Genomic DNA, 23,658 nt, shown 5'->3' with positions numbered 1-23,658 from the left:
AGTCAACGCCGCCGATAAGTTCGCAACGAATGTGGCGGCACCAGCGCCACGGACGGGGGTCCTGCCACCCCCGACTGCTGACAGGACCCCTCCGGATATAGTGCCGATGCCGACTATTTCGGTGTTGGTCCGCCCAAGGCTGCCGCGTTCGCCGCGGCGCTTCGGCGAATCTCTTTGACCCTTTCGATCTCCGGCGCAAGTTGCTGCATGCGGGTTGTCAGGTACTTGTCGAGGACTTTGTCCAGCGCGGCGTGGAACCCGGTCTTGTCCCGGCAGACGGCGTCGGTCACGGCGATTCTGAACTCTTCTTGTCCGCCTGCAACTTTTCCCGCATCAGCGGCCTGCTGGGGGTTCGCGTAGGAGGAGTAGGGAGTTTCATTCATACAGGCTTTCCAGTCCTTGATGGCCGTGGCTATGCCCGGGTCGCCGGAAGCGGAATTTGTCGCGAGGAATAGTGAATTGGACGCGAGACCGGTGGCGAGCATGTAATTTTCGGCACCGCCATAGATCCGCGTCATGGCCTCGCCTCGGCAGCCGCCCGAGGTTGCCCCCATCCCTTGCACCGTGGTGATGTTGGTCGAGCCGCTGGTCCCGGCGAGGGCCGTGTTAAACGCTGGGTCCGCGAACAGTTGCCCGACTTGAGACTCTGGCGCGGGCTCGCGGGGGCCCTGCGGCCCGGTGCTGGCGTAACCGGTGGCTTTGGCGGCCTCGATCGTGAGCCGCTTGAATCCGATGACTCCGTTGAGGTCCAACGGCTTGTCCCACATGGGTGGTGTGTAGTCAAAACCGGCCTTAGCCATGCAGCGCCGAACGACTTCCTGCATGCCCTTTTCGGCGACCGGATCCGCCTGGGCATAGGCCTCAGCCTGACGGATGATCCCTGCGACGGGCTCCGCAGATGGGGTGATCGGCGCGGCCGGGATGGCCGCGGCGGCCAGCGCGGCTCCGGTGCCAAGAATCAAGACAGCGACGCCGATTGTCTTCTTTTTCATGATTAATTCCTAAAGCTGGTTGGAGCAGTGCGGTGACCGGCCTTGGCTGTGCGCGAAGGCCCCTGCAGGTGGGACGGTGGGGCTAGTTCAGTACGTTGTTTTCGTAGGCGAAGGCGACCAGCTGGATCCGGTTCTTCAGCTTGAGTTTGGACAGGATGCTGCCCACATGGGACTTCACTGTGGCCTCGCTGAGTACGAGTGACGCGGCGATCTCGGCGTTTCCCAGCCCTTTGGCGGTCAGCAGGAACACGTCGCGTTCCCGCCCGGACAGTTCGGCCAGAGCGGCGTCGTTCCCGGCCGAGGGCGTGGTGTAATCGCGCAGAAGTTCGTTCGTGATGGCGGGGGCGATCACCGAATGGCCAGAATGAACCGTTCGGATGGCGGCCAGGAGGAAGTCGGGCGTGGTGTCTTTGGTCAGGAAGCCGGCGGCGCCGGCCTGGATGGCGCGGACGACGGCTTCGTCGTGCTGGATGGTGGTCAGAACAATGATCTTGGTAGTCGTTCGACTGGGAGTTTCCAGGATCGTCCTGGTGGCCGTGATTCCGTCCATGACAGGCATCCGAATGTCCATCAGGAGCACATCCGGGAAAGCCTCCCGCACGAGTTCGACGGCTGCCTGTCCGTTGACGGCTTCGCCGACAAGGTCCATGTCCGTCTGGCTGCGCAGGATCATTTTGAGTCCGGCACTGAACAGCGGCTGGTCATCGGCCAGGGCGATCCGGATGGGCGAATTGGTCATGACCGTGATCCTTCCAAGACGCGGAGGCGGGACATGTTAAGGACAGCCGGTGCCTGCTGGTCAGGACCGGTCGAGGGGAGGAACGCCAGCACTTCGAAGGTCTCTTCGCTCCGGACTGTTTCGACCCATCCGCCGGCGGCTGCGGCGCGGGCCTTCATTCCTGCTACCCCGCGTCCGGACGGGGCGCTGTTCGGCATCGCGGCCGGGCTGGTGACCAGGGACGATCTGATACGGAGTTCGAGGGACGTCTCGGTCCAGAGCAGATGCAGGTGTGTGCCCCGGCCCCGGTCCCCGTGCTTGAAGGCATTGGTCAGGCTTTCCTGGGCCAGCCGGTAGACCGTCAGCTGCTGGACTGCGGTCATGTCCCACGGCTCGCCTGCGGTTTCGATCGTGACGGGCATGCCGCTGGAGCTCAGCCGTTGGGCAAGAACCGCCAGGTCCTCAACCTTGTGGGTCGGTGGGTTGCTTAGTTCCGTGGAGAAGCCTTCGATCAGCCGGCGCGTTTCGACCAGCGCAGTCCTCGCCGATTCGGCGATGACTTTGGATGCTTCTTCGACGGTTTCCGGTTCTGTGCGGTGGATGAAGCTTATTCCGTCGGCCTGCGCCACGATGACTGTCAGTGAATGTGCCAGAACGTCGTGAAGTTCCCCGGCGATTCTGTTGCGTTCCTGTTCGATGGCGAGTTCCGTCGCGGTCTCTCGCAGCCGGGTTTCCGCCGCGAGCTGCGCCCGTCGGCTCCTCGAGACGTTGTTGACGGCCACACCGACGGCCCAGGCGGCGAGGTTCAGGGCGGCGAACGCTCCGAAGATCAGAAATGCGTAGGTCAGGGTTCGCAGTAGTCCCCTGCCGTAGATCTGGCTGGCGAAGATGACGTTGATCCAGGTCTGGTCGGTGAACCAGTTGATGGTCGTGATGCCGGCGAACATGACAGCAGCAACAGGTGGAACCCACCGGTCCCGGGTTTTCCAGCCGATGACGGCGAAGAAGATGACCACGGGAACGGCACTGTAGCTCAGCACGCCGGACAGGAGGACCAGCGGGAAGACCTTGAGGCTTTGCAGGACCAGGGCCATGAAAACCAGCCCCAGGGAGGCCGCCGGCAGAATCTCGGCCACGGCGACACCCGTTAGGAGTGCCAACAGCAGGGCGCTGTTCTGGTCGAAATGGCGCTCCTCCAGGATAAGGAGTGTCCCCATCAGCAGCACGGCCGTGGCCGGTGCTGCGAGGAGCCTCAGAGACTGGATCGTTTTGAACATGCCTTCACCCTAAGCGGGCTTCCGCACCACCAACGCTGATTCTGAGTGAGTTCCACCCGGATGATGAACAACTTCACTCTTGCGGATGATCCGTCAACCACGTCGGACACATCAGCCACCACAGACATAGAGGATGCTAATTGGCTTCGGCACAGCGACTGTGGCCTGCAGGCATCCCGCAGAGCCGCCCTCCCGTCAAACAGCGGATCAGGGTGTGCGGCGGCGCTCCGCGACCAGCCTGCGCTGCTCGGCGAGGGCCTTGAGCAGCGGCGGAACCATGACCCCTTGGGCCGCCATCTGGCGCCGGACCTTCCGCCGGGTCACGATGATGGCGACTGCTCCCCCGGCAAGCAGCAGGAACTGCACGCTGAGAGCCACCCGGAACGAATCCAGGCCGTAGAGCTCGCCCTGGGAGAACCCGCTGGCATGCAGGAGGTCGAGCACCAGCCCAATCAGGTAGATGGACACCAGTGCGGCAATGAAGCCGCCCACGTTGACAATGCCGGTGGCGGTGCCAAGCCGGTGGGCCGGGTTGAAGGTCCGGGCGAAGTCGAAGCCAATCATGGAGCCGGGGCCGCCGACGGCCAGGGTCACCACGAGGGCAGCCAGGAGCCAAAGCGGTGCGCGTCCCGGCAGCAGCAGAACCGCTGCCCAGGCGGCGGCGGTGCAACCGGAAATCAGGAGCACCATGGTGGAGCGCCGCAGCGGATGCCGGGCAACGAATCTGCCCATCAGCGGTCCGGCGGCAATGGCAGCGGCCACGTACAGCGCCATGAGGGCCGAGACGGTACCGCGGTCCAGCCCCTGGGCGGAAATCAGGAACGGGTAGCCCCACGTCATGGCAAAAACCGTGCCGCTGAACTGGACCGTGAAGTGGCTCCACAGCCCGAGCCGGGTTCCGGGCTGCCGCCAGGCGTGCGCCAGCGAAATGCCAGTGGCGCGCAGCCCCTGGGATGGCGAAGGAGGCGGGTGCCCGGGCGGAAGGTCCTGAAGCAGGAGGAGGACCAGCACGACGGCGAGGCCCGACATCGCCGCGAGTGTCAGGAAAGCAGGAGTCCACCCCGCGGAGTGCAGGATCATCGCGAACGGCACCACACTGAAGAGCTGGCCCAGCTGCCCGGACATGCCCGTCAGCTGGGTCAGCAGCGGCACACGCCCCGGCGCGAACCAGAGCGGGATAAGCCGGATCACTGAGATAAACGTCATGGCGTCCCCTGCGCCCACCAGGACGCGTCCGAGAACTCCGCCGGGGATGTTGTCCGCAAATGCCAGCTGAAGCTGCCCGAGTCCCATCAGGACGCCGCCGCCGGCCAGCATGGCGCGGGAGCCGAACCGGTCCACGAGGATGCCTACGGGAATCTGCAGCGCCGCATAGACCAGCAGCTGGAGCACGGTGAAAAAGGAGATCTCGGCCGCGCTGGCGTGGAAGCGTTCCGTTGCCTCCAGGCCGACCACCCCGAAAGAGGTGCGCTGGCTGACCGCCACGAGATAGGCAAAGATCCCGATGATCCAGATCAGCCAGGCGCGGGGAGAGGTCACTCCCCCATTATGCCCGGTTCACAAAAAATAGTATTTATTCGCCGGGTTCTTTACGGGCCAGGTACGCCTCGACGGCAGCACCAAGGGCATCGGCGTTGGGGATTTGGTCGTTCTCATCTGCCAGCAGCGACCTCCGGACCGTCCCCTCGGCCTTTTCGTCGTACCGGGTCTCCAGCCGTGAGACCACCTGCTGGACCTCCTCGGATGCCTCGATCTGCTCGGCAATCTGACGGCCCACCTCGCGTCCCGCCTCGCGCAGGCGGTCGGTCGGCAGCATGAGGGACGTTGCCGCGCCCAGGTACTCCAGCCCGGCCACGGCGGCCGTGGGATACTCGGCTTCGGCCAGGTAGTGCGGCACATGGATCACATAGCCGGCGATGTTCCGGCCGGCCTCCGTCAGCCGCAGCTCCAGGATGTGGCCCACCGCAGCCGGAACCTCCACTGTGGGCTTCCATACCGAGATTCCCTCGATCAGCTCCGGCCGGTTGCCGTGCACGGTCACACCGACCGGCCGGGTATGGGGCACAGGCATCGGAATCGAATGGATCCAGGTGACGAGGTTGACGTCAAGCTCCTCGATGAGGCCGACGACGGCACGCGCGAAGCGTTCCCATTGCAGGTCCGGCTCGAACCCAGCCAGGAGCAGGAACGGGCTGCCCAGCCCGTCGACCAGCCGGTAGAGGGCCAGGCTCGGCGCCTGGTAATCCTGCAGGTGGTCCTCGACAAAGCTGATCTGCGGGCGCCGGGAGCGGTAGTCGATCAGCTGGTCGGCGTCGAACTCGGCGATCATCTCGGCATCGAGCGTGTCCAGCAGTTCCGCGGTGATCTGCCGGACCACGTGGCCGGCGTCGGCAAAGCCAGTGAACCCCATGACGAGGTTGAGTCCGCGCAGCTCGGCGCTGGAGAACAGCGCGTCATCACGGATGTAGAGCGACTGGGGATCCAGCAAAGAGCCGGAAATCCGTTCAATCACGGCGTGTTCCTTTCACGATGGCGGCGGCGGGAGAAGCGGGGCGCGGTCCGTCGTCGGGACGGTGCCAGGCAGAACCAGCCAGTCAGGCAGATCCTGTCGGCCAGTCCCACGGGGCACTCACCGCACGGCAGCGCCGCTACCAGTACAACGCCCCGGCGCCCCGGCTAATTCCTGCCTGGAGTGTGCTCCAGCTCTCATTCGATTCAATTTCCGCACTGCCGAGAGACTACGATCGGACATGGCCCTAGGGCCTGTTTTGCAGACACCGGGTTGCGTCCCAGACCGACGGCGCCCCCGGGATCCGTGGCAGGGCGCCAAACATGCAGTTCCTGCCGAATATCACCGAGAACCATCACAGAGAATTGAGGACTGTCCTCGTGGTCAAGAATAGTGAAGTCAAACTTAGTGCAGTCGCAGGGGATTTGAAGAAGTCCCCCAGCGATGCCCTCGTCATCGGCGTCGGACAGGGTCCCGACGGCCCCGTTTTGCTCGACAATCCGCTGACGGCCAAGGCCGCGGAGGCCTTGGCGGAATCACTGAGCGTTCTTGGCATCACCGGAGCGGCGGACCAGGCTCACCGACTGCCCGGCCTGCCCGAGGCTGGGGCCACCATTTTGCTCGTGGCCGGCGTGGGCAAGCTGCCGACGAATAAAGACTCAGCGAAGCAGCCACTCTCCGAAGAGGCACTGCGTCGCGCCGCCGGCTCGGCCGTGCGCCAGCTGGCCGGCGTCACCACCGTCACCCTGGCCCTTCCGACGACGACCCTGGCCGAGGTCGCGGCCGTCGCCGAAGGCGCCGCGATGGGCGCCTATTCCTACACCGAGTTCCGCACCTCCAAGGACGGGCTCAAGGATCCGGTGAAGAACGTCGTCATCCGCACCGACTTCGCCACGGACAAGGCGCTCCAGCCGGTCCTGCACCGGGCGTCGCTGATCGGCACGGCCGTGAACGCGACCCGCACCCTGGTGAACCAGCCGCCGAGCCACCTCTACCCCGAGTCCTTCGCCGACGCCGCCAAGGAGCTGTCCAGGGGCCTGCCTGTCAAGGTGACGGTCTGGGACGAGAAGCGCCTCGAGAAGGAGGGCTTCGGCGGCATCCTCGGCGTCGGCAAGGGCTCCACCCGGCAGCCGCGCCTCGTGAAAGTCGAGTACGCCCCGGCCAAGGCCACGGCCAAGATCGCCCTCGTGGGCAAGGGCATCACCTTTGACACCGGCGGCATCTCCATCAAGCCGGCCCTGGGCATGGGCGACATGAAGTCCGACATGGCGGGCGCCGCCGTCGTCCTCAACACCGTCCTGGCCCTGGCGGGCCTCGGGCTGCCCGTTAAGGCAACCGCGTGGCTCTGCATCGCCGAGAACATGCCCTCCGGCGCTGCCCAGCGCCCGGCCGACGTCCTGACGATTTTCGGCGGCAAGACCGTCGAGGTCCTCAACACCGACGCCGAGGGCCGACTGGTCATGGCCGACGGCATCGTCGCCGCCAGCCAGGAATTCCCGGACGCCATCATCGACGTCGCAACGCTTACCGGCGCCCAGCTGATCGCCCTGGGCGACCGCACCGCCGGCGTGATGGGCTCCGACTCACTCACCGGCGCCATCAAGACCGCAGCCGACCGGGCGGGCGAGCTCGTCTGGCCCATGCCGTTGCCGGAAGAGCTCCGGGCCAGCCTCGACTCGCAGGTCGCGGACATCGCCAACATCGGCGAACGCCACGGCGGCATGATGACCGCGGCCGTTTTCCTGCGCGAATTCGTGGGCAAGGGCAAGGACGGCGAACAGATCCCGTGGGCCCACATCGACATCGCCGGCCCGTCGTTTAACAACGGCAGCCCCTACGGCTACAACCACAAGCAGGGTACGGGCTCCACCGTCCGGACCCTGGTGGCCTACGTCGAGGACATCCTCGCCAAGTCCGTCTAGTCAGCATTGCGGCGCTGTGGCCGGGAGAGCGATGCTTCCCCGGCCACAAAGCCGCGTGACACTGGACACAAGCGCTCCACAAACGCCATGGCAAGGTGGAGCATGTATTAGTGGTTCGCTAAGGTAAACCTTGTTTCCCAGAAGCAGACCCAAATGTAGTAGTCACAAATGAAAGGGAACCGGCCAGCTGGCACAATCACAGCAGGCAGGTTCCACGACCAGATGACGCGTACTCTCGTGTCATCGTTCACGCGAGGGAGCGTTTTAGTGGCCGATCAGGCAACTGCGCAAGAATTCGACATCCTGGTACTCGGCGGCGGCAGCGGCGGCTACGCCACCGCACTGCGTGCTGTCCAGCTTGGCCTGACCGTCGGCCTCATCGAAAAGGGCAAGCTCGGCGGCACGTGCCTCCACAACGGTTGTATCCCCACTAAGGCCCTGCTGCACTCGGCAGAGCTGGCCGATCACGCCCGCGACTCGGCCAAGTACGGCGTCAACGTGACTCTGGACAGCATCGACATCACCGCTGTCAATGCTTACAAGGACGGCATCATTGCCGGCAAGTTCAAGGGCCTGCAGGGTCTGATCAAGGGCAAGAAGGGCATCACCGTCATTGAGGGTGAAGGCAAGCTTCAGGGCACCGACACCGTCGTCGTGAACGGCACCGCGTACAAGGGCAAGAACATTGTCCTCGCGACCGGCTCCTACTCCCGCACGCTGCCGGGCCTGGAAATCGGCGGCAAGGTCATCACCTCCGACGAAGCCCTCACCATGGATTACATCCCCAAGAGCGCGATCATCCTGGGCGGCGGCGTGATCGGCGTCGAGTTCGCTTCGGTCTGGAAGTCCTTCGGCGTCGACGTCACGATCGTTGAAGGCTTGCCGTCGCTGGTTCCGAATGAGGACGCCACAATCGTCAAGGCTTTTGAGCGCGCCTTCAAGAAGCGCGGCATCAAGTTCTCGACCGGTGTCTTCTTCCAGGGCGTCGAGCAGAACGACGACGGCGTCAAGGTCACCCTCGTAGACGGCAAGACCTTCGAAGCCGACCTCCTGCTCGTAGCTGTCGGCCGGGGCCCTGTCACGGCGAACCTCGGCTACGAAGAGGCCGGCATCACCATCGACCGCGGCTTCGTCATCACCAACGAGCGCCTGCACACCGGCGTCGGCAACATCTTCGCCGTCGGCGACATCGTCCCCGGCGTGCAGCTCGCGCACCGCGGCTACCAGCAGGGCATCTTCGTCGCCGAAGAGATCGCCGGCCTGAAGCCGGTCATCGTCGAGGACGTCAACATCCCCAAGGTCACCTACTCCGACCCCGAAATCGCCACTGTCGGCTATAGCGAGAAGGCTGCCAAGGAGAAGTTTGGCGAGGACCAGATCCAGACCCAGGAATACAACCTGGCCGGCAACGGCAAGAGCTCCATCCTGGGCACCAGCGGCCTGGTCAAGCTGGTCCGCCAGAAGGACGGCCCCGTGGTGGGCGTCCACATGATCGGCGCCCGCATGGGCGAGCAGATCGGTGAAGCCCAGCTGATCGTGAACTGGGAAGCCTACCCGGAGGACGTGGCCCAGCTGGTCCACGCCCACCCGACCCAGAACGAGTCCCTGGGCGAGGCGCACCTGGCGCTGGCGGGCAAGCCCCTCCACGGCTAAGCAACTCCGCAAGACAACAGAGCTTGGTGCACCCGGCCGGAAATGCCGGGTGCACTAAGCTCGAACAAGGCAGCAATCATCCGCACTAAAGATCATAAGGAGAACGGGGACGACATGTCTGAATCCGTTAACTTGCCCGCCCTCGGTGAGAGTGTCACCGAAGGAACCGTCACCCGCTGGCTCAAGCAGGTAGGTGACCGGGTAGAGGTGGACGAGCCGCTGCTCGAAGTTTCCACCGACAAAGTAGACACCGAGATCCCCTCTCCGATCGCCGGCGTAATCGAAGAAATCCTCGTCGCCGAAGACGAGACCGCTGAAGTTGGCGCCCCGCTGGTCCGCATCGGCTCGGGCGACGCCGCCCCGGCCGCCGCAGAGGCTCCGGCCGCCGCACCCGCCGAAGAGGCCCCGGCCGCAGAGGCCGAGGCTCCCGCCGCGGAGGCACCGGCCGCAGAGGCCGAGGCTGCCGCCGCACCGGCTGCAGCTCCGGCCGGCGAAGGACACGACGTCACGCTGCCGGCACTGGGTGAAAGCGTCACCGAAGGCACCGTTACCCGCTGGCTGAAGAGCGTCGGCGACACCGTAGAGGTCGACGAGCCGCTGCTGGAGGTCTCCACGGACAAGGTTGACACCGAAATCCCGTCCCCCGTCGCCGGAACCCTCTTGGAAATCCGCGTCAACGAGGACGAGACCGCCGAGGTCGGCTCCGTCCTGGCCGTCATCGGTTCCGGCGCCGCAGCACCTGCCGCACCGGCGCCCGCCGAGGCACCCGCACCGGCCCCGGAAGCACCCAAGCAGGAAGCCCCGGCAGCCCCGGCCCCGGAAGCAGCTCCCGCGGCCCCGGCCCCGGAAGCACCCAAGCAGGAAGCCCCGGTTGCTCCGGCAGCCCCCGCCGCACCGGCAGCCCCCACGGCTGCGGCAGCAGCTGCCGCACCGGCAGAGTCCGGCTACGTCACTCCCCTGGTCCGCAAGCTGGCCAACCAGCAGGGTGTCGACATCGCTGGCCTGACCGGCACGGGCGTCGGCGGTCGCATCCGCAAGCAGGATGTGCTGGCTGCCGCCGAGGCAAAGGCCGCACCGGCCGCAGCCACTGCGGCTCCCGCCGCGGCGCCGGCATCTGCGCCGACCTCAGGTGCAGTGTCCTCGCTGCGCGGCACCGTGCAGAAGGCCCCGCGGATCCGCCAGGTCATCGCCCGCCGCATGCGCGAGTCGCTGGACATCTCCACCCAGCTGACGCAGGTCCACGAGGTCGACATGACCAAGGTGGCTAAGCTGCGTGCCAAGGCCAAGGACTCCTTCCAGGCCCAGAACGGCTCCAAGCTGACCTTCCTGCCCTTCATCGCCAAGGCTGTTGCCGAGGCCCTGAAGCAGCACCCGAAGGTCAACGCCTCCTACGACGAGGACAAGCAGGAGATCACCTACCACAACGCCGAGCACCTGGCGATTGCGGTGGACACCGACAAGGGCCTGCTGGTTCCGGTCATCTCGGACGCCGGCAACCTGAACCTGGCCGGCCTGGCCGGCAAGATCGCCGACGTCGCCGACCGCACCCGCAACGGCAAGATCGGCCCGGACGAGCTCTCCGGCGGAACCTTCAGCATCACCAACATCGGTTCCGTGGGCGCCTTGTTCGACACCCCGATCATCAACCAGCCGCAGGTTGCCATCCTTGGCACCGGTGCGATCGTCAAGCGGGCCGTAGTGGTCGCCGACGAGAACGGCGATGACTCGCTGGCCATCCGTTCGATGATGTACCTCTCCCTTACGTACGACCACCGCCTGGTGGACGGCGCCGACGCGGGACGCTTCCTGCAGACGCTGAAGGCGCGCCTTGAGGAAGGCGCCTTCGAAGCCGACCTCGGACTCTAGGGTCTAAAAGCACACCGACGGCGACGGCGGTGCGGGCGCCGGTGGGAATCCACCGCAGTGCCCGTGCCGCCGTCGCCGTTTGCTGTTCCGACCCGGGACGGCCCGGCGGGTCCTACTACGGTGCGTAGAAGACTCTGGCTACACTGATGCCATGAACATCGTCTATAACGTCATGGTCTTCCTTCACATCATCGGCGCCGCCATGATCGTCGGCATCTGGATCGGCCAGATGAAGAAGCCCACCGTCCACCCCCGCCAGTTCGACGGCGCGATGCTGCAGCTGATCACGGGCATCATCATGGTGGGGCTGATTCCGGTCCTGGACATGAACGCCAACTACGTCAAGCTCGGCATCAAGCTCGTCATCGCCCTGATCGTCGGCGTCCTGGCCTTCATTGGCCGCCGCAAGTACAAGAAGGGCGAGCCGATCAGCAAGGGCCTCGCGCACAGCGTCGGCGGCCTTGCACTGCTCAACGTTGCGATCGCGACCCTCTGGCAGTAGCTTCTGACGAACAACGCGGTGCCGCTCCCCGGCCGGGATGCGGCGCCGTCGTCGTTAAGCGGCTTGTCAGTAGCCGGCGATGCAGAATTCGTTGCCCTCGGGATCTTGCATGACATCCCAGCGGAAGTCGCCGATGTCATTGCCCTCCACGAGTGCATCGGTTCCGGTAATCTCCATGACGACACTCTGGGGACGACTCTGTTCGCAGGTCACAATCCTCTGACAGCGGAACCCCCGTGCGGCGGCCGCGCTGAGTCCCTAGGATTGATCACGGCAGGCTCCGGCACCTCGCCGGATCCCTGATTCACAACGACGTCGAGGAGTGGACATGGCAACAACACGCACCGCACACACTGTATGGAACGGCGACCTGATGTCGGGTGCCGGCAACACCACCCTGGACAGCTCCGGGCTGGGCAACTTCGACGTCACCTGGAAGGCGCGCGCCGAGGCCGCCGAAGGCAAGACCAGTCCCGAGGAGCTCATCGCGGCAGCACACTCCGCCTGCTTCTCGATGGCATTCAGCAACGGCCTGGCGCAGGCCGGCTTCACGGCCGAGGAGATCAACACCAAGGCCGACGTGACGTTCCAGCCCGGCACCGGCATCACTGGCAGCCACCTCACCGTCGCCGCGCGGGTCCCCGGCATTTCTGCGGACGACTTCCAGCGGCTGGCCGGGGAAGCCAAGACCGGCTGCCCCGTCTCCGCCGCCCTGACCGGCATCGAGATCACCCTGGATGCCACCCTGGCCTCCTAGCCCACCCCCCCCCCCGCAATAGAACGCACGCATTACGTAACGAAGGCCCCCGCTTCCCTGGAATGTCCAGAGAAGCGGGGGCCTTCGTTGTACTGCGTGCGGACGCGCGGGACCGCCTAGGCCTGGTTGGCCTGCTGGCGCGCAGGCAGCGGTGCGGGCCGGACCCTGCGGTAGCCTTCGCGCAGCGGCGGACGGTCCGTGGGCAGTTCCTGGATCATTTCCTTCAGCGCTCCGATTCCGTACTCCAGCTGCGGGTCGGTGCCGGCGGCGTAGGCGTGCGGCGGGAAGGTCACCTCGATATCAGGGGTGACGCCAAAGTTCTCCACGCCCCAACCAACGCCACCGGCGAACCAGGTGGCGTAGCGCGGCTGGGTGACGCCGGTGCCGTCGGCCAGGGCGAAGCGGTTGTCGATCCCGACGACGCCGCCCCAGGTGCGCGTGCCGATGACGGGCCCGATCCCCCGCAGCTTGGAGACCTGCGTGATGATGTCGCCATCCGAGCCGGCGAACTCGTCCGTGAGGATGATGACCGGTCCGCGGGGCGCGTGGTGCGGGTACGTCCGCGGCTTTTCCCCGCGCGGCATGCTCCAGCCGGTGACCTTGCGCCCGATGAGCTCGGCCACGAGCTGGGAGGTGTGGCCTCCGCGGTTACGCCGGACATCGACAATCAGTCCGTCCAGGGCCGTTTCGGTATCGAGGTCGCGGTGCAGCTGGGCCCAGCCGTTGGCCATCATGTCCGGGATGTGCAAGTAGCCGAACGTCCCGTTCGAGGCTTCCCGGACGGTCCGCCGGTTGCCGGCGACCCATTCCTGGTAGCGCAGGCGCTCCTCGTCCTTGACGGGGACCACCGCCACGCGGCGCTGGGCGCCTGCGGCCGCGCCGTGGCCGGCGCCGTTGCGCAGGGTGAGTTCCACGGCGCGGCCGGCCGCACCGACGAGCTGCACTGCCGGGGTCCGCGTTTGGGTAAGTTCGACGCCGTCGATCGCCAGCAGGACGTCACCGGGCTTGGCGTCGGCGCCGGGCCGGGTCAGCGGCGAGGTGGCCAGCGGGTCGGAGGACTCCCCCGCGAGGATGCGGGTTATTTCCCAGCCCTCGCCGGTGAACGCCAGATCCGCGCCGAGGCGCCCCTGGGGGCTGCTGCCGTTTTCGGTGACGGCCAACGGGCGGACGTAGGCGTGGGAGGTGCCCAGCTCGCCGTGCAGCTCCCAGAGCAGGTCCACAAGGTCATCATGGGAGCCGAGGCGTTCCACCACCGGACGATAGCGGGCGTGGATGGAGTCCCAGTCCTGGCCGGCCATGTCCTCGGTCCAGAAGAAGTCGCGCTGGAGCCGCCATGCCTCGTCGAAGGCCTGGCCCCACACGCTGAGCGGGTCCAGCTGCACCCGGATGCGGCCAAGGTCCACCTTGATGAGCTGGCCGGAGTCCTCGTCGGCCTTGGCGCCGGCGGGCGCAACCCGGATCTGCTTGTCCTGGATGAACACGATCTTTTCTCCGTCGCCCGAGAGCCGGTAGCTGTCCAGAGCATCAACGATCGTGGAGGTGCGGCGCTTGGCCAGGTCGTAGCGGACCAGGCTCGGCGCGGCGCCCTTGTCCTCGAGGCTGGCCCGGCCCTCGCCGGTGGTGCCGGCGAGTTCGCTGTCAAGCCAGAGCAGGGCCCCGGCAGCGGCGGCGAGTGAGGAGTAGTTGCCTTGCGGCACCGGGACCCCGATGACGCGGTGGGCCAGTCCGTCGGCGTCGACCCGCACGGAAGGCACGGGCTTGGCGGCGGACTGCGCCCCAGAGGCAGCACCGTCGGTTCCCGCGGCGCCTGTTACTGCCTCGCCTGTGACTGCCCCGCCTGCGGCGTCGGCGTCGACGGCGTCGTCCTCAAGGGCGACGCTCGGGCCGAACGGCGATGGGGTGTCTGCGGCGAGGGCGACGAGGTAAGGCTTGATTGGGCTCGGGAAGGACAGATCGAAGGAGTGGCCGTCGTAGACCGGATCGAAACTGCGGTTGGAGAGGAAGGCGAGGTATTTGCCATCCGGGGTGAACGAGGGTGATTCGTCGCGGAACCGGCCGTCGGTGACATCAATGATCGCCGCGTCCGTGCCGCCGTCGATCCTGGTGATCCGGAGCCGGCTGCGGGACCCGAAGGACGTGACCGGCTCGGACCAGCCGAGCCACGCGGAGTCCGGGGACCAAGTGAATCCTTCAATGCTGCCCTCGCCGATGCTGCTCAGCTGGGAAATCGTGCCCGTACGTGTGTCGGCAAGGTAGATGTCACCGAAGGACGTGCCGACTGCGAGCCAGCGCCCGTCGGGGCTGGCTTCAATGGCGCTGGCCCGGCTGGGCTTGGGGAAGTCGATCCGGGTGACCTCGCTGGACGCAGGCGTCTTGTGCCCGGCGGTGTCGGTCTGGTGAGCACCGGCCTGATGGGCGGCCCACGAATCGTCCGTGCCGGTACCGGGAACGGCGGACGCGGCGTCGGTGCCGGCAGCGGCGACCGGGCCGGACACAGAGCTGCCTGCCTCGGCAGGGGTTGCTACCAAGCCGGCCAGCGCGGCGGCGGACACCGGCTTCGGCAGCGGGATGCCGGCACCGGACTCCTCGGACTGCGCGGCGGACTGCGCGGCTTGCTGAGATGCCTTCGGCCCGGCCACCGACGCGCCGGCCAGGGGCGCCGCAATGGCTTTTAGGTACAGGGCCTCGACGCCGTCGTGGTCGGCGACATAGGCGATCCGGCCCTCACCGAAGGGCCGGGCCAGCCGTGCCCGGACGCCCGGGGTGGCTTCGAGGACGCGGGACGGGCCGTCCTTGTGTCGCAGCCAGTGGACGGTTCCGTGGGATTCGACGGCGCTGGACGCGCCCGTGCGGTCCGGGACGACGTCCCCGAGGTGCCGCGAGGGCTTCAGCGGCGCGGCACGGCGCGCCTGCGAAGCGGACCCCAGCGAAATCTCGAGTTTGACGGCCTCCGCGTCGAGGCTGGGCAGCAGCCAGAGCTCCCCGGCCGATTCGAAGACGACGCGTTCCCCGTCAGTGGCGGCGTGGCGGACGTAGAAGTCCTCGTGGTCCGTGTGGCGCCGCAGGTCGCTGCCGTTCGGCAGTACGGAGTAGAGGTTTCCGTAGCCCTCGTGGTCGGACAGGAACGCGATCCGTCCCTTGACCCACAGGGGGTCCGTGAGGTTTCCGTCCAGCGCGGGGGCAAGCCGGACGAATTCACCGTTTCCGTCGGCGTCGATCCACAGCTTGCCGGCTGCGCCGCCGCGGTACCGCTTCCACCAGGCGGGCTCACGCGACAGGACGCTCGCGAGCACCACGGGACGTTCGTCTCCGACGACGGGGCCGAAGGCCACCGATTCGACCGGGCCAAACGGGAGTTCCTGCGCCCAGCCGCCGGTCACGGGGAGGCTGTAGGCGTGGGTGTGCCGGCTGTCTGACTGGCGGAACGCGCTGGTGACCAGGACATCGCCGTTGGGCGTGAAGCCCTTGACCCGGGTGGAGCTGTGACCGAAGTAGCTCAGCTGGCGGTAGCCGCCGCCGTCGACGTTTGCTGTGACGACTTCCGGGGCCGTCCCCTGGACGACGGTCCAGACCAGGCGCTTACCGTCGGGGGTGAAGCGGGGGTTGCGGGCCGGCAACTGCAGGGAGGATACGCGCCAGGCACGGCCCCCGCCCACGGGTGCAATCCACACGTCGTCCTCGGCCACGAAGGTGACTAGATCGCCGTGGACATGCGGGAAACGGAAGTAACTCGAGGGGGTCATCGTTAGATCATAGCGACAACGGCCCTAACGGCCCGGGAGTTTCGCGGCCGTGCCGGGCATGGTGAGATGGATCATGCGAATCCTTATTGCCGGGGCCTCCGGGCTGATCGGAACTGCCCTTTCGAGCGCCCTGCGCAGCGAAGGGCACGACGTCGTGGCCTTGGTCAGGCGTGCGCCCGCATCACCGGCCGAGTTCCAGTGGGACCCGGCCGCCGGCCGTATCGACGACACCGCTCTGCAGGGCGCGGACGCGGTGGTCAACCTTTCCGGGGCCGGAATCGGTGACCGGCCCTGGACCAGGGCACGGGTCAACGAACTCCGCAGCTCCCGGCTGGGCGCGACACGGACCCTGACGTCGGCCATGACCCGGCAGGAAACGCCGCCAGCGGTGTTCCTGAGCCAGTCGGCCTCCGGATACTACGGCAGCGCCGGTGCCGCGGTGCTTCGTGAGAACGCGCCGGCCGGGAATGGCACCCTGGCCCGGATCTGCGTCGACTGGGAGGCCGCGGCGCATGAGGCTCCGGCCGGGGTCCGCGTGGTCACGCCCCGCACCGGCGTCGTCCTGAGCCGCTCCGGCGGCGCGCTTGGCCGTTTGCTACCGCTGTTGCGCCTGGGCGTCGGCGGCCCGCTCGGCAACGGCCGGCAGTACTGGCCATGGATCACCTTGCCGGACGTGGCGGGCGCCTTTTCCTTCCTTCTCTCGGCGCCCGTGTCCGGGCCGGTCAACGTCTGCGCCCCCGAAACCGCAGACGTCAACTCCCTGATCGGGCAGCTGGCCGGGGCGCTGCACCGGCCTGCGGTGCTGCGCGTACCCGCTCCGGTGCTGCGTGTGGTGATGGGCCAACTCGCCGAAGAACTGCTGCTCGCGAGCCAGCGGCTGGAGCCGGCAGTCCTGGCGGACAACAGCTTCGCCTGGCAGCACCCGTCCCTCCGCGACGCCGCGGCGTGGGTGGCCGGACGCGGCTAACCTGACGCAGGATCCCCGGCGAGGACCTGCGCAATCCGCCAAACCTAGCCTCGCATGGCCGGGTAGCGCTGGAGGAACAGCGCCAGGGACTCGGCCAATGCCCTGATCTCGCCCGGATCGACGCTCTCGTTCGGCGCGTGGATGAGTGCGAGCGGTTCCTCGACCCCCAACAGGATGATCTCCGCGTCAGGGTAGGTGTCGGCGAACACGTTACAGAGCGGGATCGATCCCCCTTGCCCCAGGGTTGTCATCGGCCGTCCGTAGGCCTCGGACATCGCGGCACCCAGGGCGTCAAACGCCGGGCCGCCGACCGCTGCTTGGAAGGGTGACCCGATGGCCTCAAGGTCCACCGCGACGTGGACACCCCAGGGCGCGGCCGCCTTGAGGTGGTCGACCAACGCCGCGTGGGCGTCGTCGGCCGCCATGCCGGGCGGGACCCGCAGGTTGAGCCGCGCGGCAGCCCGCGGCACGATCGCCGCCGTCGAACCCGTCACCGGCGGGCAGTCAATTCCCAGCACGGTGATGGCCGGCCGCGCCCAGATCATGTCGGACACGCTGCCGTCACCCAACAGCGCCACGCCCTCCAGCACGCCGACGTCGGTACGGAACTGCTCGGGCGGATACGGTGCGCCGGTCCACCTTTGCGTGTTGTCCAATCCCGCGATCGTGGTGTTGCCCTGCTGGTCCCGCAGCGATGCCAGCATCAGGATCAGCGCGGCCAGCGCATCGGGGGCTGCACCGCCGAACATGCCGGAGTGGAGCTCGGATGCCATTGCCTGCACCGTCACCACGACATTGACCATCCCGCGCAGCGTCACAGTCGCCGCGGGGTGTCCCACGGCTGCGTTGCCGGTGTCGCAGACCAGGATCGTGTCGGCGCTGAGCATCTCGGGATGGCTCGCCACGAACGCCTCGAGCCCGCCGGTGCCCTGTTCCTCCGAGCCCTCGACCACGAGCTTCAGATTCAAGGGCATGTCGTTGCCGAGCGCCCGCAGCGCCAGCAGCTGCGCGAGGATGTTGCCTTTGCAGTCTGCGGCGCCCCGGCCGTACCAGCGGCCGTCCGCCTCAGTGAGTTCGAAGGGCGGGGTGCGCCACGCGGATTCATCGAGGGGTGGCTGCACGTCGTAGTGGGCATAGAGGAGAACGGTGGGCGCAGCCGGATCCGAACCCGACCTCGAGCCGATTACCGCATCGGAGCCGTCCGGCGTCCGTTCGAGGTGCGCGTCCGAAAATCCCAGGCCAGCGAACTTGTCGAGCACCCACTGCGCTGCCTTGGCGCACTCCTCAGGGGGAAATTGCCGGGGGTCCGCCACCGACCGGATGGCCACGAACTCGGCGAGCTCCCCCCGTGCCGGACGCATCAGTTCGGCGATGCGGGAGCGAAGATCCACGGCTCACGCACCGCCCGACTTGTAGGTGTTGAGATCGTTGACGAACTCCTGGAACTCGGCCAATTGGTCCGGGCAGTAGACCTTGATAATCGCGAGCTCGCCCTGGGCGATCCGGTTGTTTGAGATCACCGGCCTCATTCCGGGCCCGGTGGTCCCGTTCGCCAGCTGGCTCAGGAAAGTGGCCCGGCTCAGCGCGCCGTTCGGATTCGCACAGACAGCGCCGCCGTCGTCGCCGAGCACCCGGGCTATCTGCTCGCGCGAGGGCGCTGTCCCCCCGGCCGCATTGATCTCCACGATCAGCTGGTCGGCCTTCGCCAGGGACTGCTGCGTCTCCCTCGCCTGCCGGAACGTCAGCAGGGCGACGACGGCGAAGACCACGAGCAGGACCATGGAGACGATGTAGACGACCGAGCGGCCCCGCTTGGTTGAGGACTCCATATCAGTGCTCATGACTCTGGTACCTCCGTCGGCGCCCCTTGCTCGGGCAGCTTCCAGGAAGGCTTGCGCAACCTGTAGAAGAGGAACGGCACGAGCAGGCCGAGCCCCAGTGCGCCGCCGCCGACGATCAGGAAATAGACTGCGGGGTTGCCGCTGCCGAACTGCGACGGCGGGATGAAACCGACGAGCAGGGCGGCCAGGGAGGCGGCGAAGCCGACGCCGCACAGCCCGATCAGCATCGGCGCCCGGAAGCCGCGCGGGTGGTCCGGATGGCTCCGGCGGAGCCGGACCGCGGCCACGAACATCAGCAGGTACATGATCAGGTAAACCTGCGTGGTGATCACCGAGAAAATCCAGTAAGTGCTCGAGACATCCGGGATCAGCGCGTAGCCGAGCGCGATCACAGTGGTGACGAGACCCTGGACAACCAGGAGGTTCTGCTGAATGCCGTTCTTGTTCAGCTTCTGCAGGAACGGCGGAAGGTAGCCTTCCTCGCGCGAGATCAACAGCAGGCCCTTGGACGGGCCGGCCAGCCAGGTCAGCATGCCGCCGAGGGAGGCCGCGACCAGCATGATTCCGAGGATCGGCGTCAGCCCTTGCAGGTTGAACGACGCCAACACCGCGTCGAAGGCCTGCATGACGCCTGCGGTGAGGGAGAGTTCATCGGCGGGGACGATCCAGCTGATTGCCAGCGCCGGAAGGATGAAGATGAGCAGGACGAGGCCCATCGCCAGGAACATCGACTTAGGGTACTCCTTGGCGGGGTCCTTCAGTGAAGACACGTGCACTGCGTTCATCTCCATGCCGCTATAGGACAGGAAGTTATTCACGATCAGCACCAGGCTGGCCAGGCCAGCCCACTCGGGGAAGAAGTTCGCCGCGGTCATCGGAGCGGCCGACACGTTGCCTTGGCCGAGGAACACGATGCCCAGGATGACGAGCAGGGTACCGGGAATCAGGGTGCCGATGATCAGGCCTCCGCTGGCCAGCCCCGCCACACCCTTCGTGCCCCTGGAGGAGACATACACGCCGGCCCAATAGAAGACCACGATCACCAACGCGGTCCACACGCCGCTGCTGGCCAGCGCCGGGTTGAAGACATAGGCAAGAGTGCTGGCGACGAACCCCAACAGGGTCGGATAGTAGAAGATCGTCATCGCGAACTGGCACCACACCGCCAGGAAACCCATCGGCTTGGAGATGCCCGTCGCGACCCAGTTGTAGATGCCACCTTTCCATCCGGAGGCCAGCTCCGCGGACACGAGCGACGTGGGCAGCAGGAAAACGATGGCGGGAACCACGTAGAGGAAGACTGAAGCGAGGCCGTACACGGCCATGGTCGGGGCCGCTCGCAGACTGGCCACCGAACTGGTGGTCATCAGTGCCAAGGCCAACCAGGAGATCCAAACAGCCGTGGGCACCTTCGGGCGGGCCAGCGCCTGTTCACTCACGGCAGCCACACCCTTGAGTGCCTCGTGGTCTGCGCCACGGGCCAGGCGGAGCAAAGCCGCCTGGGGCGAGGAGACGACGATATCAACATTCCCACTGCCCCCTATCACACAAAGTGCTCGGTGCCTACAGCATGGACCTAGGAATTCGCCGGGAATAGTCCCGATTTCCTCTTCACGCCAGGTCGCCGGGGTGCTAGTTTGCGCGGCTGCGGGTGCGTTTCCAGAGCAGGTCGGTAATCAGTGCCAGGGCAGGGAGGTTACCACCGGCCCCCGGATCGCGGAACCCTAGCCCGCTTCGGGCCCGGGGGTAGAACGTCCTTGATCCGCCAGCGCCCGTCGACGGGCACCAGGACAAGATCAAGCTGCTGTGCGGCAGCGGCGGGAGCCTCTCCCACCACATTTCCGCCTCCATCGAGCTCCTGGTACGCAGAGGACGCCGTGGTAATGGCCACCACGGCACGGGAGGGGCTGCTGTCCGCGGTGGTTTCGACCCGTGTCAATGACGTCGAGAATCCGGCCAGCACATGGCCGGACCCGCTGAGCTGCGTTCTGATCCGCGCGTCGGCAGCGGCGGCGGCAGACTCCGGGGCGTTGACGTCGTCGAGCAGACTGAAGTCCCCGGAGCTGAGCGCGAGCGAGCGCAGCCGGGCGAGACCGCGGACGGCCTCTGCCGGATCCGCAGAGGCCAGCAGGGCCTCAAGCTCGGGTCGAGTTCTGCTGTCTCCACCGTCGGCCGTGACCGGCGGCGTTTCGCCTGCCGGGCCGCCCGAAGGTTCCGCTGACGTCCCCTCAGCAACGGCAGGTCCGGACTGCACCGGCGCGCCCAGGTCCGCACTGCGGTCCGCGCCCAACCCCGGAAACAGGCCGCCGACGGTGTCGCGTACCAGCCCGCCGCCGGCCAGCAGCCAGGTACCGGCCAGCAGGATCACGGCTGCGAAGATGAGCGAAATGGCCCGTCGGGCAGAGGTCTTTCGGAATCCGCGGTGGAGTCCGGCCGCCCTGATGGTGCCTGACCGCCTGCGCAGCCCGGCGGTTCCAGGGTGGGAACGCCGTGAATGCCCTGCTCCAGCCGCCGGTTCCAGCCGCTTCCTGCGCCGGAAACCTCTGGCGGCCGCCATCTGGTGCCGAACATGCCCGGGGCGGCGCCTCCCCGAACCCGGCTGCACAGCCCGGCGGGTGAGCAACTGCGGAATGACCGTCGGGTGGGCAGTGACAGAAAGGTCCACCGGCTCCGCCGCCGCGCTGCGATAGACCGCGGCGGCCAATTCGGCGGCCGAGGGCCTTTTCCGCCGGTCCTCGTCCAGTCCGGCCTCCAGCGCGGCTGCCAGCGCCGCCGGTACGTCTGGCAGCAGGAGCGGCAGCGGCGGACGCCCTGCGCCCGGGACCGGCGCCCGGCCCGTCAGGCAATACCAACCCAGGGCCGCCAGTGAATAGACGTCGCGATCCGGCTGCAGGCCCGCCCTGACGGCGTCCACCGGCGCCGGATCGGAAAAGCCCTCGGTCCCGGCGAGGCGAGCTGCCCCGGCGTCGGCCACCATCCGGGCTACGCCCACATCGGCCAGCAAGGGTTTCCCGTGTGCCGTAAACAACACGTTGCCCGGCGAGACATCGCCGTGGGTGAAGCCATGCGAATGCAGGTACTGAAGGGCCTGGGCGATGGGCGTCAGGATCGTCACGGTCTCCCCCGCGCCAAGCCGCCCACGGCCCGCGATCAGGTCCGCGACTGATCCCCCTGGCGCGTAGTCCAGCACCAGGCCCAGGGCTCCGTTTTCGTCCGGCCCGGTCCGCAGCCCGGGAAGGCGCAGCACGGTGTGGGCCCGGAGCAGGTGCTCGTGGTCCAGCGCCGAGAGGATGCGAACCTCCCGGCGCATGGCCTCTTCGGCTTCCCGATCCGCGGTTCCGCCGTCGCCATCCCCTGCCTCTCCCCCGGGGTCGAAGCACTTGAGGGCGAATTCCCGGCCCGTTGACCGTTCGGTCACCAGCCACACGGCGGCCGTGCCCCCGCGCCCCAGCAGGCGTCCGACGTCGTAACCGGGAACCTCGGGGGCGGCGCTGCCCGCGGCAGGGAGATCTTCCATATCCAAGAAATAGCCGATTGCGCGGAATCGTGCAGAAGTTATCCACAGGCATGAGAGCTTAAGCACACAAACGGGTGCTGGGTGCGGCTGGGTCTAAGCTTGATGCCATGACTCTTGAGTTCCAACAGCTGGGTCTCGCCCCGGACTTCATCGATTACACCCGCGGCTGGGACATCCAGCGCGAATTGCATGAAAAGGTCCTTGCAGGCACCGCGCCCAGCACCGTACTGCTGCTCGAACACTCCGCGGTCTATACCGCCGGCAAGCGCACCGAAGACCACGAACGGCCCTTTGACGGAACCCCCGTTGTGGCCGTGGACCGTGGCGGCAAGCTCACGTGGCACGGCCCCGGACAGCTCGTGGGCTACCCCGTCATCAAGCTCAAGAACAAGGCAGGCATCCGCGACTACGTGGAGCGCCTCGAGGCCGTCATCATTGCCGTCCTGGCGGACTACGGCATCGACGCCGTCCGGATCAAGGGCCGCGCCGGCGTCTGGATCGAGCAGGACGAGAAGGGCCCGGACCGCAAGATCGCCGCCATCGGCATCCGCGTCAACGAGGGCGTCACCATGCACGGCTTCGCGATCAACTGCAACAACGATCTCGCCCCCTACGGCCAGATCATTGCCTGCGGCATCAGCGACGCCGGAGTCACCACTATCGCCCAGGAACTTGGCAGGGACGTCACCCCGGCGGACCTCGTGTCGCGGATCACCGAAGAACTGCGCAACAATGAACAAGCCCTAGTTGCAACCCCAGAAGGAGCTCTACTGTGACACTGGCACCAGAAGGCCGGAAGATGCTGCGCATTGAGCAGCGAAACGCGGCCACACCGGTGGAACGTAAGCCGGAATGGATCAAGGCCAAGGTCCAGATGGGCCCGGAGTTTGTCCAGCTCAAGAAGCTCGTCAAGAAGGAAGGCCTCCACACCGTGTGTGAAGAGGCCGGCTGCCCGAACATCTTCGAGTGCTGGGAAGACAAGGAAGCCACGTTCCTGATCGGCGGCTCCGAATGCACCCGGCGCTGCGACTTCTGCCAGATCGACACCGGCAAGCCCTCGCCCGTGGACATGTTCGAGCCCACCAAGGTGGCCCGCTCGGTCCAGGCCATGCAGCTGCGCTACGCCACCGTGACCGGGGTGGCCCGCGACGACCTCGCCGACGAGGGCGTCTGGCTGTACGCCGAGACGGTCCGCAAGATCCACGAACTGAACCCGGGCACCGGCGTCGAACTGCTGATCCCGGATTTCTCCGGCAAGCCCGAGCACATCGCGGCGATCTGCGACTCCGGGCCCGAGGTCTTCGCCCACAACGTCGAAACCGTGCCCCGGATCTTCAAGCGGATCCGCCCGGCGTTCCGCTACGAGCGCTCCCTGGACGTCATCACCCAGGGCC

18 protein-coding genes are annotated in these 23,658 nt (G+C 66.9%); 8 read left to right on the top strand and 10 right to left on the bottom strand.

The window, feature by feature from the left end:
- Positions 1–113: 113 nt before the first annotated feature.
- The 5 genes from BLQ10_RS21035 to BLQ10_RS21015 all read right to left on the bottom strand — a co-directional run bounded on the left by BLQ10_RS21035 (position 114) and on the right by BLQ10_RS21015 (position 5,499).
- Complete coding sequence (locus BLQ10_RS21035; RefSeq protein ID WP_091564939.1) at positions 114–992, bottom strand: hypothetical protein; 879 nt, start codon at positions 990–992, stop codon at positions 114–116.
- An 82-nt stretch (positions 993–1,074) separates the two neighbouring features.
- On the bottom strand, positions 1,075–1,731 hold the full coding sequence (locus BLQ10_RS21030) for a response regulator (RefSeq protein ID WP_091564938.1): 657 nt from the start codon (positions 1,729–1,731) through the stop codon (positions 1,075–1,077).
- Positions 1,728–2,987, bottom strand: coding sequence for a sensor histidine kinase (locus BLQ10_RS21025; protein WP_091564937.1), 1,260 nt, complete (start codon positions 2,985–2,987; stop codon positions 1,728–1,730). The genes BLQ10_RS21030 and BLQ10_RS21025 overlap by 4 nt, the downstream gene beginning before the upstream one ends.
- Positions 2,988–3,194: 207 nt before the next feature.
- Positions 3,195–4,526, bottom strand: coding sequence for an MFS transporter (locus BLQ10_RS21020; RefSeq protein ID WP_091564936.1), 1,332 nt, complete (start codon positions 4,524–4,526; stop codon positions 3,195–3,197).
- 34 nt (positions 4,527–4,560) lie between these two features.
- Positions 4,561–5,499 carry a proteasome assembly chaperone family protein gene (locus BLQ10_RS21015; RefSeq protein WP_091564935.1) on the bottom strand — a complete coding sequence of 313 codons (939 nt, stop codon included), beginning with the start codon at positions 5,497–5,499 and terminating at the stop codon, positions 4,561–4,563.
- A gap of 377 nt (positions 5,500–5,876) precedes the next feature.
- Here BLQ10_RS21015 and BLQ10_RS21010 point away from each other — a divergent pair, with 377 nt between their 5' ends.
- The 5 genes from BLQ10_RS21010 to BLQ10_RS20985 all read left to right on the top strand — a co-directional run bounded on the left by BLQ10_RS21010 (position 5,877) and on the right by BLQ10_RS20985 (position 12,196).
- Positions 5,877–7,418: a leucyl aminopeptidase gene (locus BLQ10_RS21010; protein ID WP_091564934.1), complete on the top strand. Its 1,542-nt coding sequence runs from the start codon at positions 5,877–5,879 to the stop codon at positions 7,416–7,418.
- Between the two features lie 267 nt (positions 7,419–7,685).
- Positions 7,686–9,071 (top strand): dihydrolipoyl dehydrogenase, encoded by a 1,386-nt coding sequence (gene lpdA, locus BLQ10_RS21005; RefSeq protein WP_091564933.1) that lies wholly within the window; start codon positions 7,686–7,688, stop codon positions 9,069–9,071.
- A 114-nt stretch (positions 9,072–9,185) separates the two neighbouring features.
- Positions 9,186–10,937: a 2-oxoglutarate dehydrogenase, E2 component, dihydrolipoamide succinyltransferase gene (gene sucB, locus BLQ10_RS21000; protein ID WP_091564932.1), complete on the top strand. Its 1,752-nt coding sequence runs from the start codon at positions 9,186–9,188 to the stop codon at positions 10,935–10,937.
- Between the two features lie 151 nt (positions 10,938–11,088).
- Positions 11,089–11,439, top strand: coding sequence for a hypothetical protein (locus BLQ10_RS20995; protein ID WP_091564931.1), 351 nt, complete (start codon positions 11,089–11,091; stop codon positions 11,437–11,439).
- 328 nt (positions 11,440–11,767) lie between these two features.
- Positions 11,768–12,196, top strand: a complete 429-nt coding sequence (locus BLQ10_RS20985; RefSeq protein WP_091564930.1) for an OsmC family protein — start codon at positions 11,768–11,770, stop codon at positions 12,194–12,196.
- Positions 12,197–12,312: 116 nt separating this feature from the next.
- Here the strand turns inward: BLQ10_RS20985 and BLQ10_RS20980 are convergent, their stop codons facing one another.
- Complete coding sequence (locus BLQ10_RS20980) at positions 12,313–15,939, bottom strand: S41 family peptidase (RefSeq protein ID WP_091564929.1); 3,627 nt, start codon at positions 15,937–15,939, stop codon at positions 12,313–12,315.
- A 73-nt stretch (positions 15,940–16,012) separates the two neighbouring features.
- On the opposite strand from BLQ10_RS20980, the gene BLQ10_RS20975 reads away from it, so the two are divergent.
- Positions 16,013–16,906 (top strand): TIGR01777 family oxidoreductase, encoded by an 894-nt coding sequence (locus BLQ10_RS20975; RefSeq protein WP_091564928.1) that lies wholly within the window; start codon positions 16,013–16,015, stop codon positions 16,904–16,906.
- A gap of 44 nt (positions 16,907–16,950) precedes the next feature.
- Here BLQ10_RS20975 and BLQ10_RS20970 read toward each other — a convergent pair whose 3' ends face one another.
- The 4 genes from BLQ10_RS20970 to BLQ10_RS20955 form a co-directional block, all read right to left on the bottom strand.
- Complete coding sequence (locus tag BLQ10_RS20970) at positions 16,951–18,297, bottom strand: dipeptidase (protein ID WP_091564927.1); 1,347 nt, start codon at positions 18,295–18,297, stop codon at positions 16,951–16,953.
- A gap of 3 nt (positions 18,298–18,300) precedes the next feature.
- Complete coding sequence (locus BLQ10_RS20965; RefSeq protein ID WP_091564926.1) at positions 18,301–18,747, bottom strand: hypothetical protein; 447 nt, start codon at positions 18,745–18,747, stop codon at positions 18,301–18,303.
- Positions 18,744–20,186 carry a glutamate/gamma-aminobutyrate antiporter GadC gene (locus BLQ10_RS20960; RefSeq protein WP_217635848.1) on the bottom strand — a complete coding sequence of 481 codons (1,443 nt, stop codon included), beginning with the start codon at positions 20,184–20,186 and terminating at the stop codon, positions 18,744–18,746. The genes BLQ10_RS20965 and BLQ10_RS20960 overlap by 4 nt, the downstream gene beginning before the upstream one ends.
- A 257-nt stretch (positions 20,187–20,443) precedes the next feature.
- A complete protein-coding gene (locus tag BLQ10_RS20955) occupies positions 20,444–22,264 on the bottom strand; it encodes a protein kinase domain-containing protein (RefSeq protein ID WP_091564925.1) in 1,821 nt (606 codons plus the stop codon).
- 107 nt (positions 22,265–22,371) lie between these two features.
- On the opposite strand from BLQ10_RS20955, the gene lipB reads away from it, so the two are divergent.
- Together lipB and BLQ10_RS20945 are read left to right on the top strand one after the other, a co-directional pair.
- Positions 22,372–23,040 (top strand): lipoyl(octanoyl) transferase LipB, encoded by a 669-nt coding sequence (gene lipB, locus BLQ10_RS20950; RefSeq protein ID WP_091564924.1) that lies wholly within the window; start codon positions 22,372–22,374, stop codon positions 23,038–23,040.
- The coding region (locus BLQ10_RS20945) for a lipoyl synthase (RefSeq protein ID WP_139164311.1) at positions 23,037–23,658 on the top strand (622 nt) is incomplete at its 3' end. The genes lipB and BLQ10_RS20945, both read left to right, overlap by 4 nt.

Origin of the sequence: Arthrobacter sp. ok362, from assembly GCF_900102785.1 — a bacterium.
Classification (GTDB): Bacteria; Actinomycetota; Actinomycetes; order Actinomycetales; family Micrococcaceae; genus Arthrobacter.
The sequence above is the reverse complement of the archived record's forward strand: the minus strand, read 5'-3'. Positions and strand labels throughout refer to the sequence as shown.

Coding starts and splice junctions, on each gene's coding strand:
- BLQ10_RS21035 (WP_091564939.1), bottom strand. CDS start 992: ATGAAAAAGAAGACAATCGGCGTCGCTGTCTTGATTCTTGGCACCGGA.
- BLQ10_RS21030 (WP_091564938.1), bottom strand. CDS start 1,731: ATGACCAATTCGCCCATCCGGATCGCCCTGGCCGATGACCAGCCGCTG.
- BLQ10_RS21025 (WP_091564937.1), bottom strand. CDS start 2,987: ATGTTCAAAACGATCCAGTCTCTGAGGCTCCTCGCAGCACCGGCCACG.
- sucB (WP_091564932.1), top strand. CDS start 9,186: ATGTCTGAATCCGTTAACTTGCCCGCCCTCGGTGAGAGTGTCACCGAA.
- BLQ10_RS20995 (WP_091564931.1), top strand. CDS start 11,089: ATGAACATCGTCTATAACGTCATGGTCTTCCTTCACATCATCGGCGCC.
- BLQ10_RS20985 (WP_091564930.1), top strand. CDS start 11,768: ATGGCAACAACACGCACCGCACACACTGTATGGAACGGCGACCTGATG.
- BLQ10_RS20980 (WP_091564929.1), bottom strand. CDS start 15,939: ATGACCCCCTCGAGTTACTTCCGTTTCCCGCATGTCCACGGCGATCTA.
- BLQ10_RS20975 (WP_091564928.1), top strand. CDS start 16,013: ATGCGAATCCTTATTGCCGGGGCCTCCGGGCTGATCGGAACTGCCCTT.
- BLQ10_RS20965 (WP_091564926.1), bottom strand. CDS start 18,747: ATGAGCACTGATATGGAGTCCTCAACCAAGCGGGGCCGCTCGGTCGTC.
- BLQ10_RS20955 (WP_091564925.1), bottom strand. CDS start 22,264: ATGGAAGATCTCCCTGCCGCGGGCAGCGCCGCCCCCGAGGTTCCCGGT.
- lipB (WP_091564924.1), top strand. CDS start 22,372: ATGACTCTTGAGTTCCAACAGCTGGGTCTCGCCCCGGACTTCATCGAT.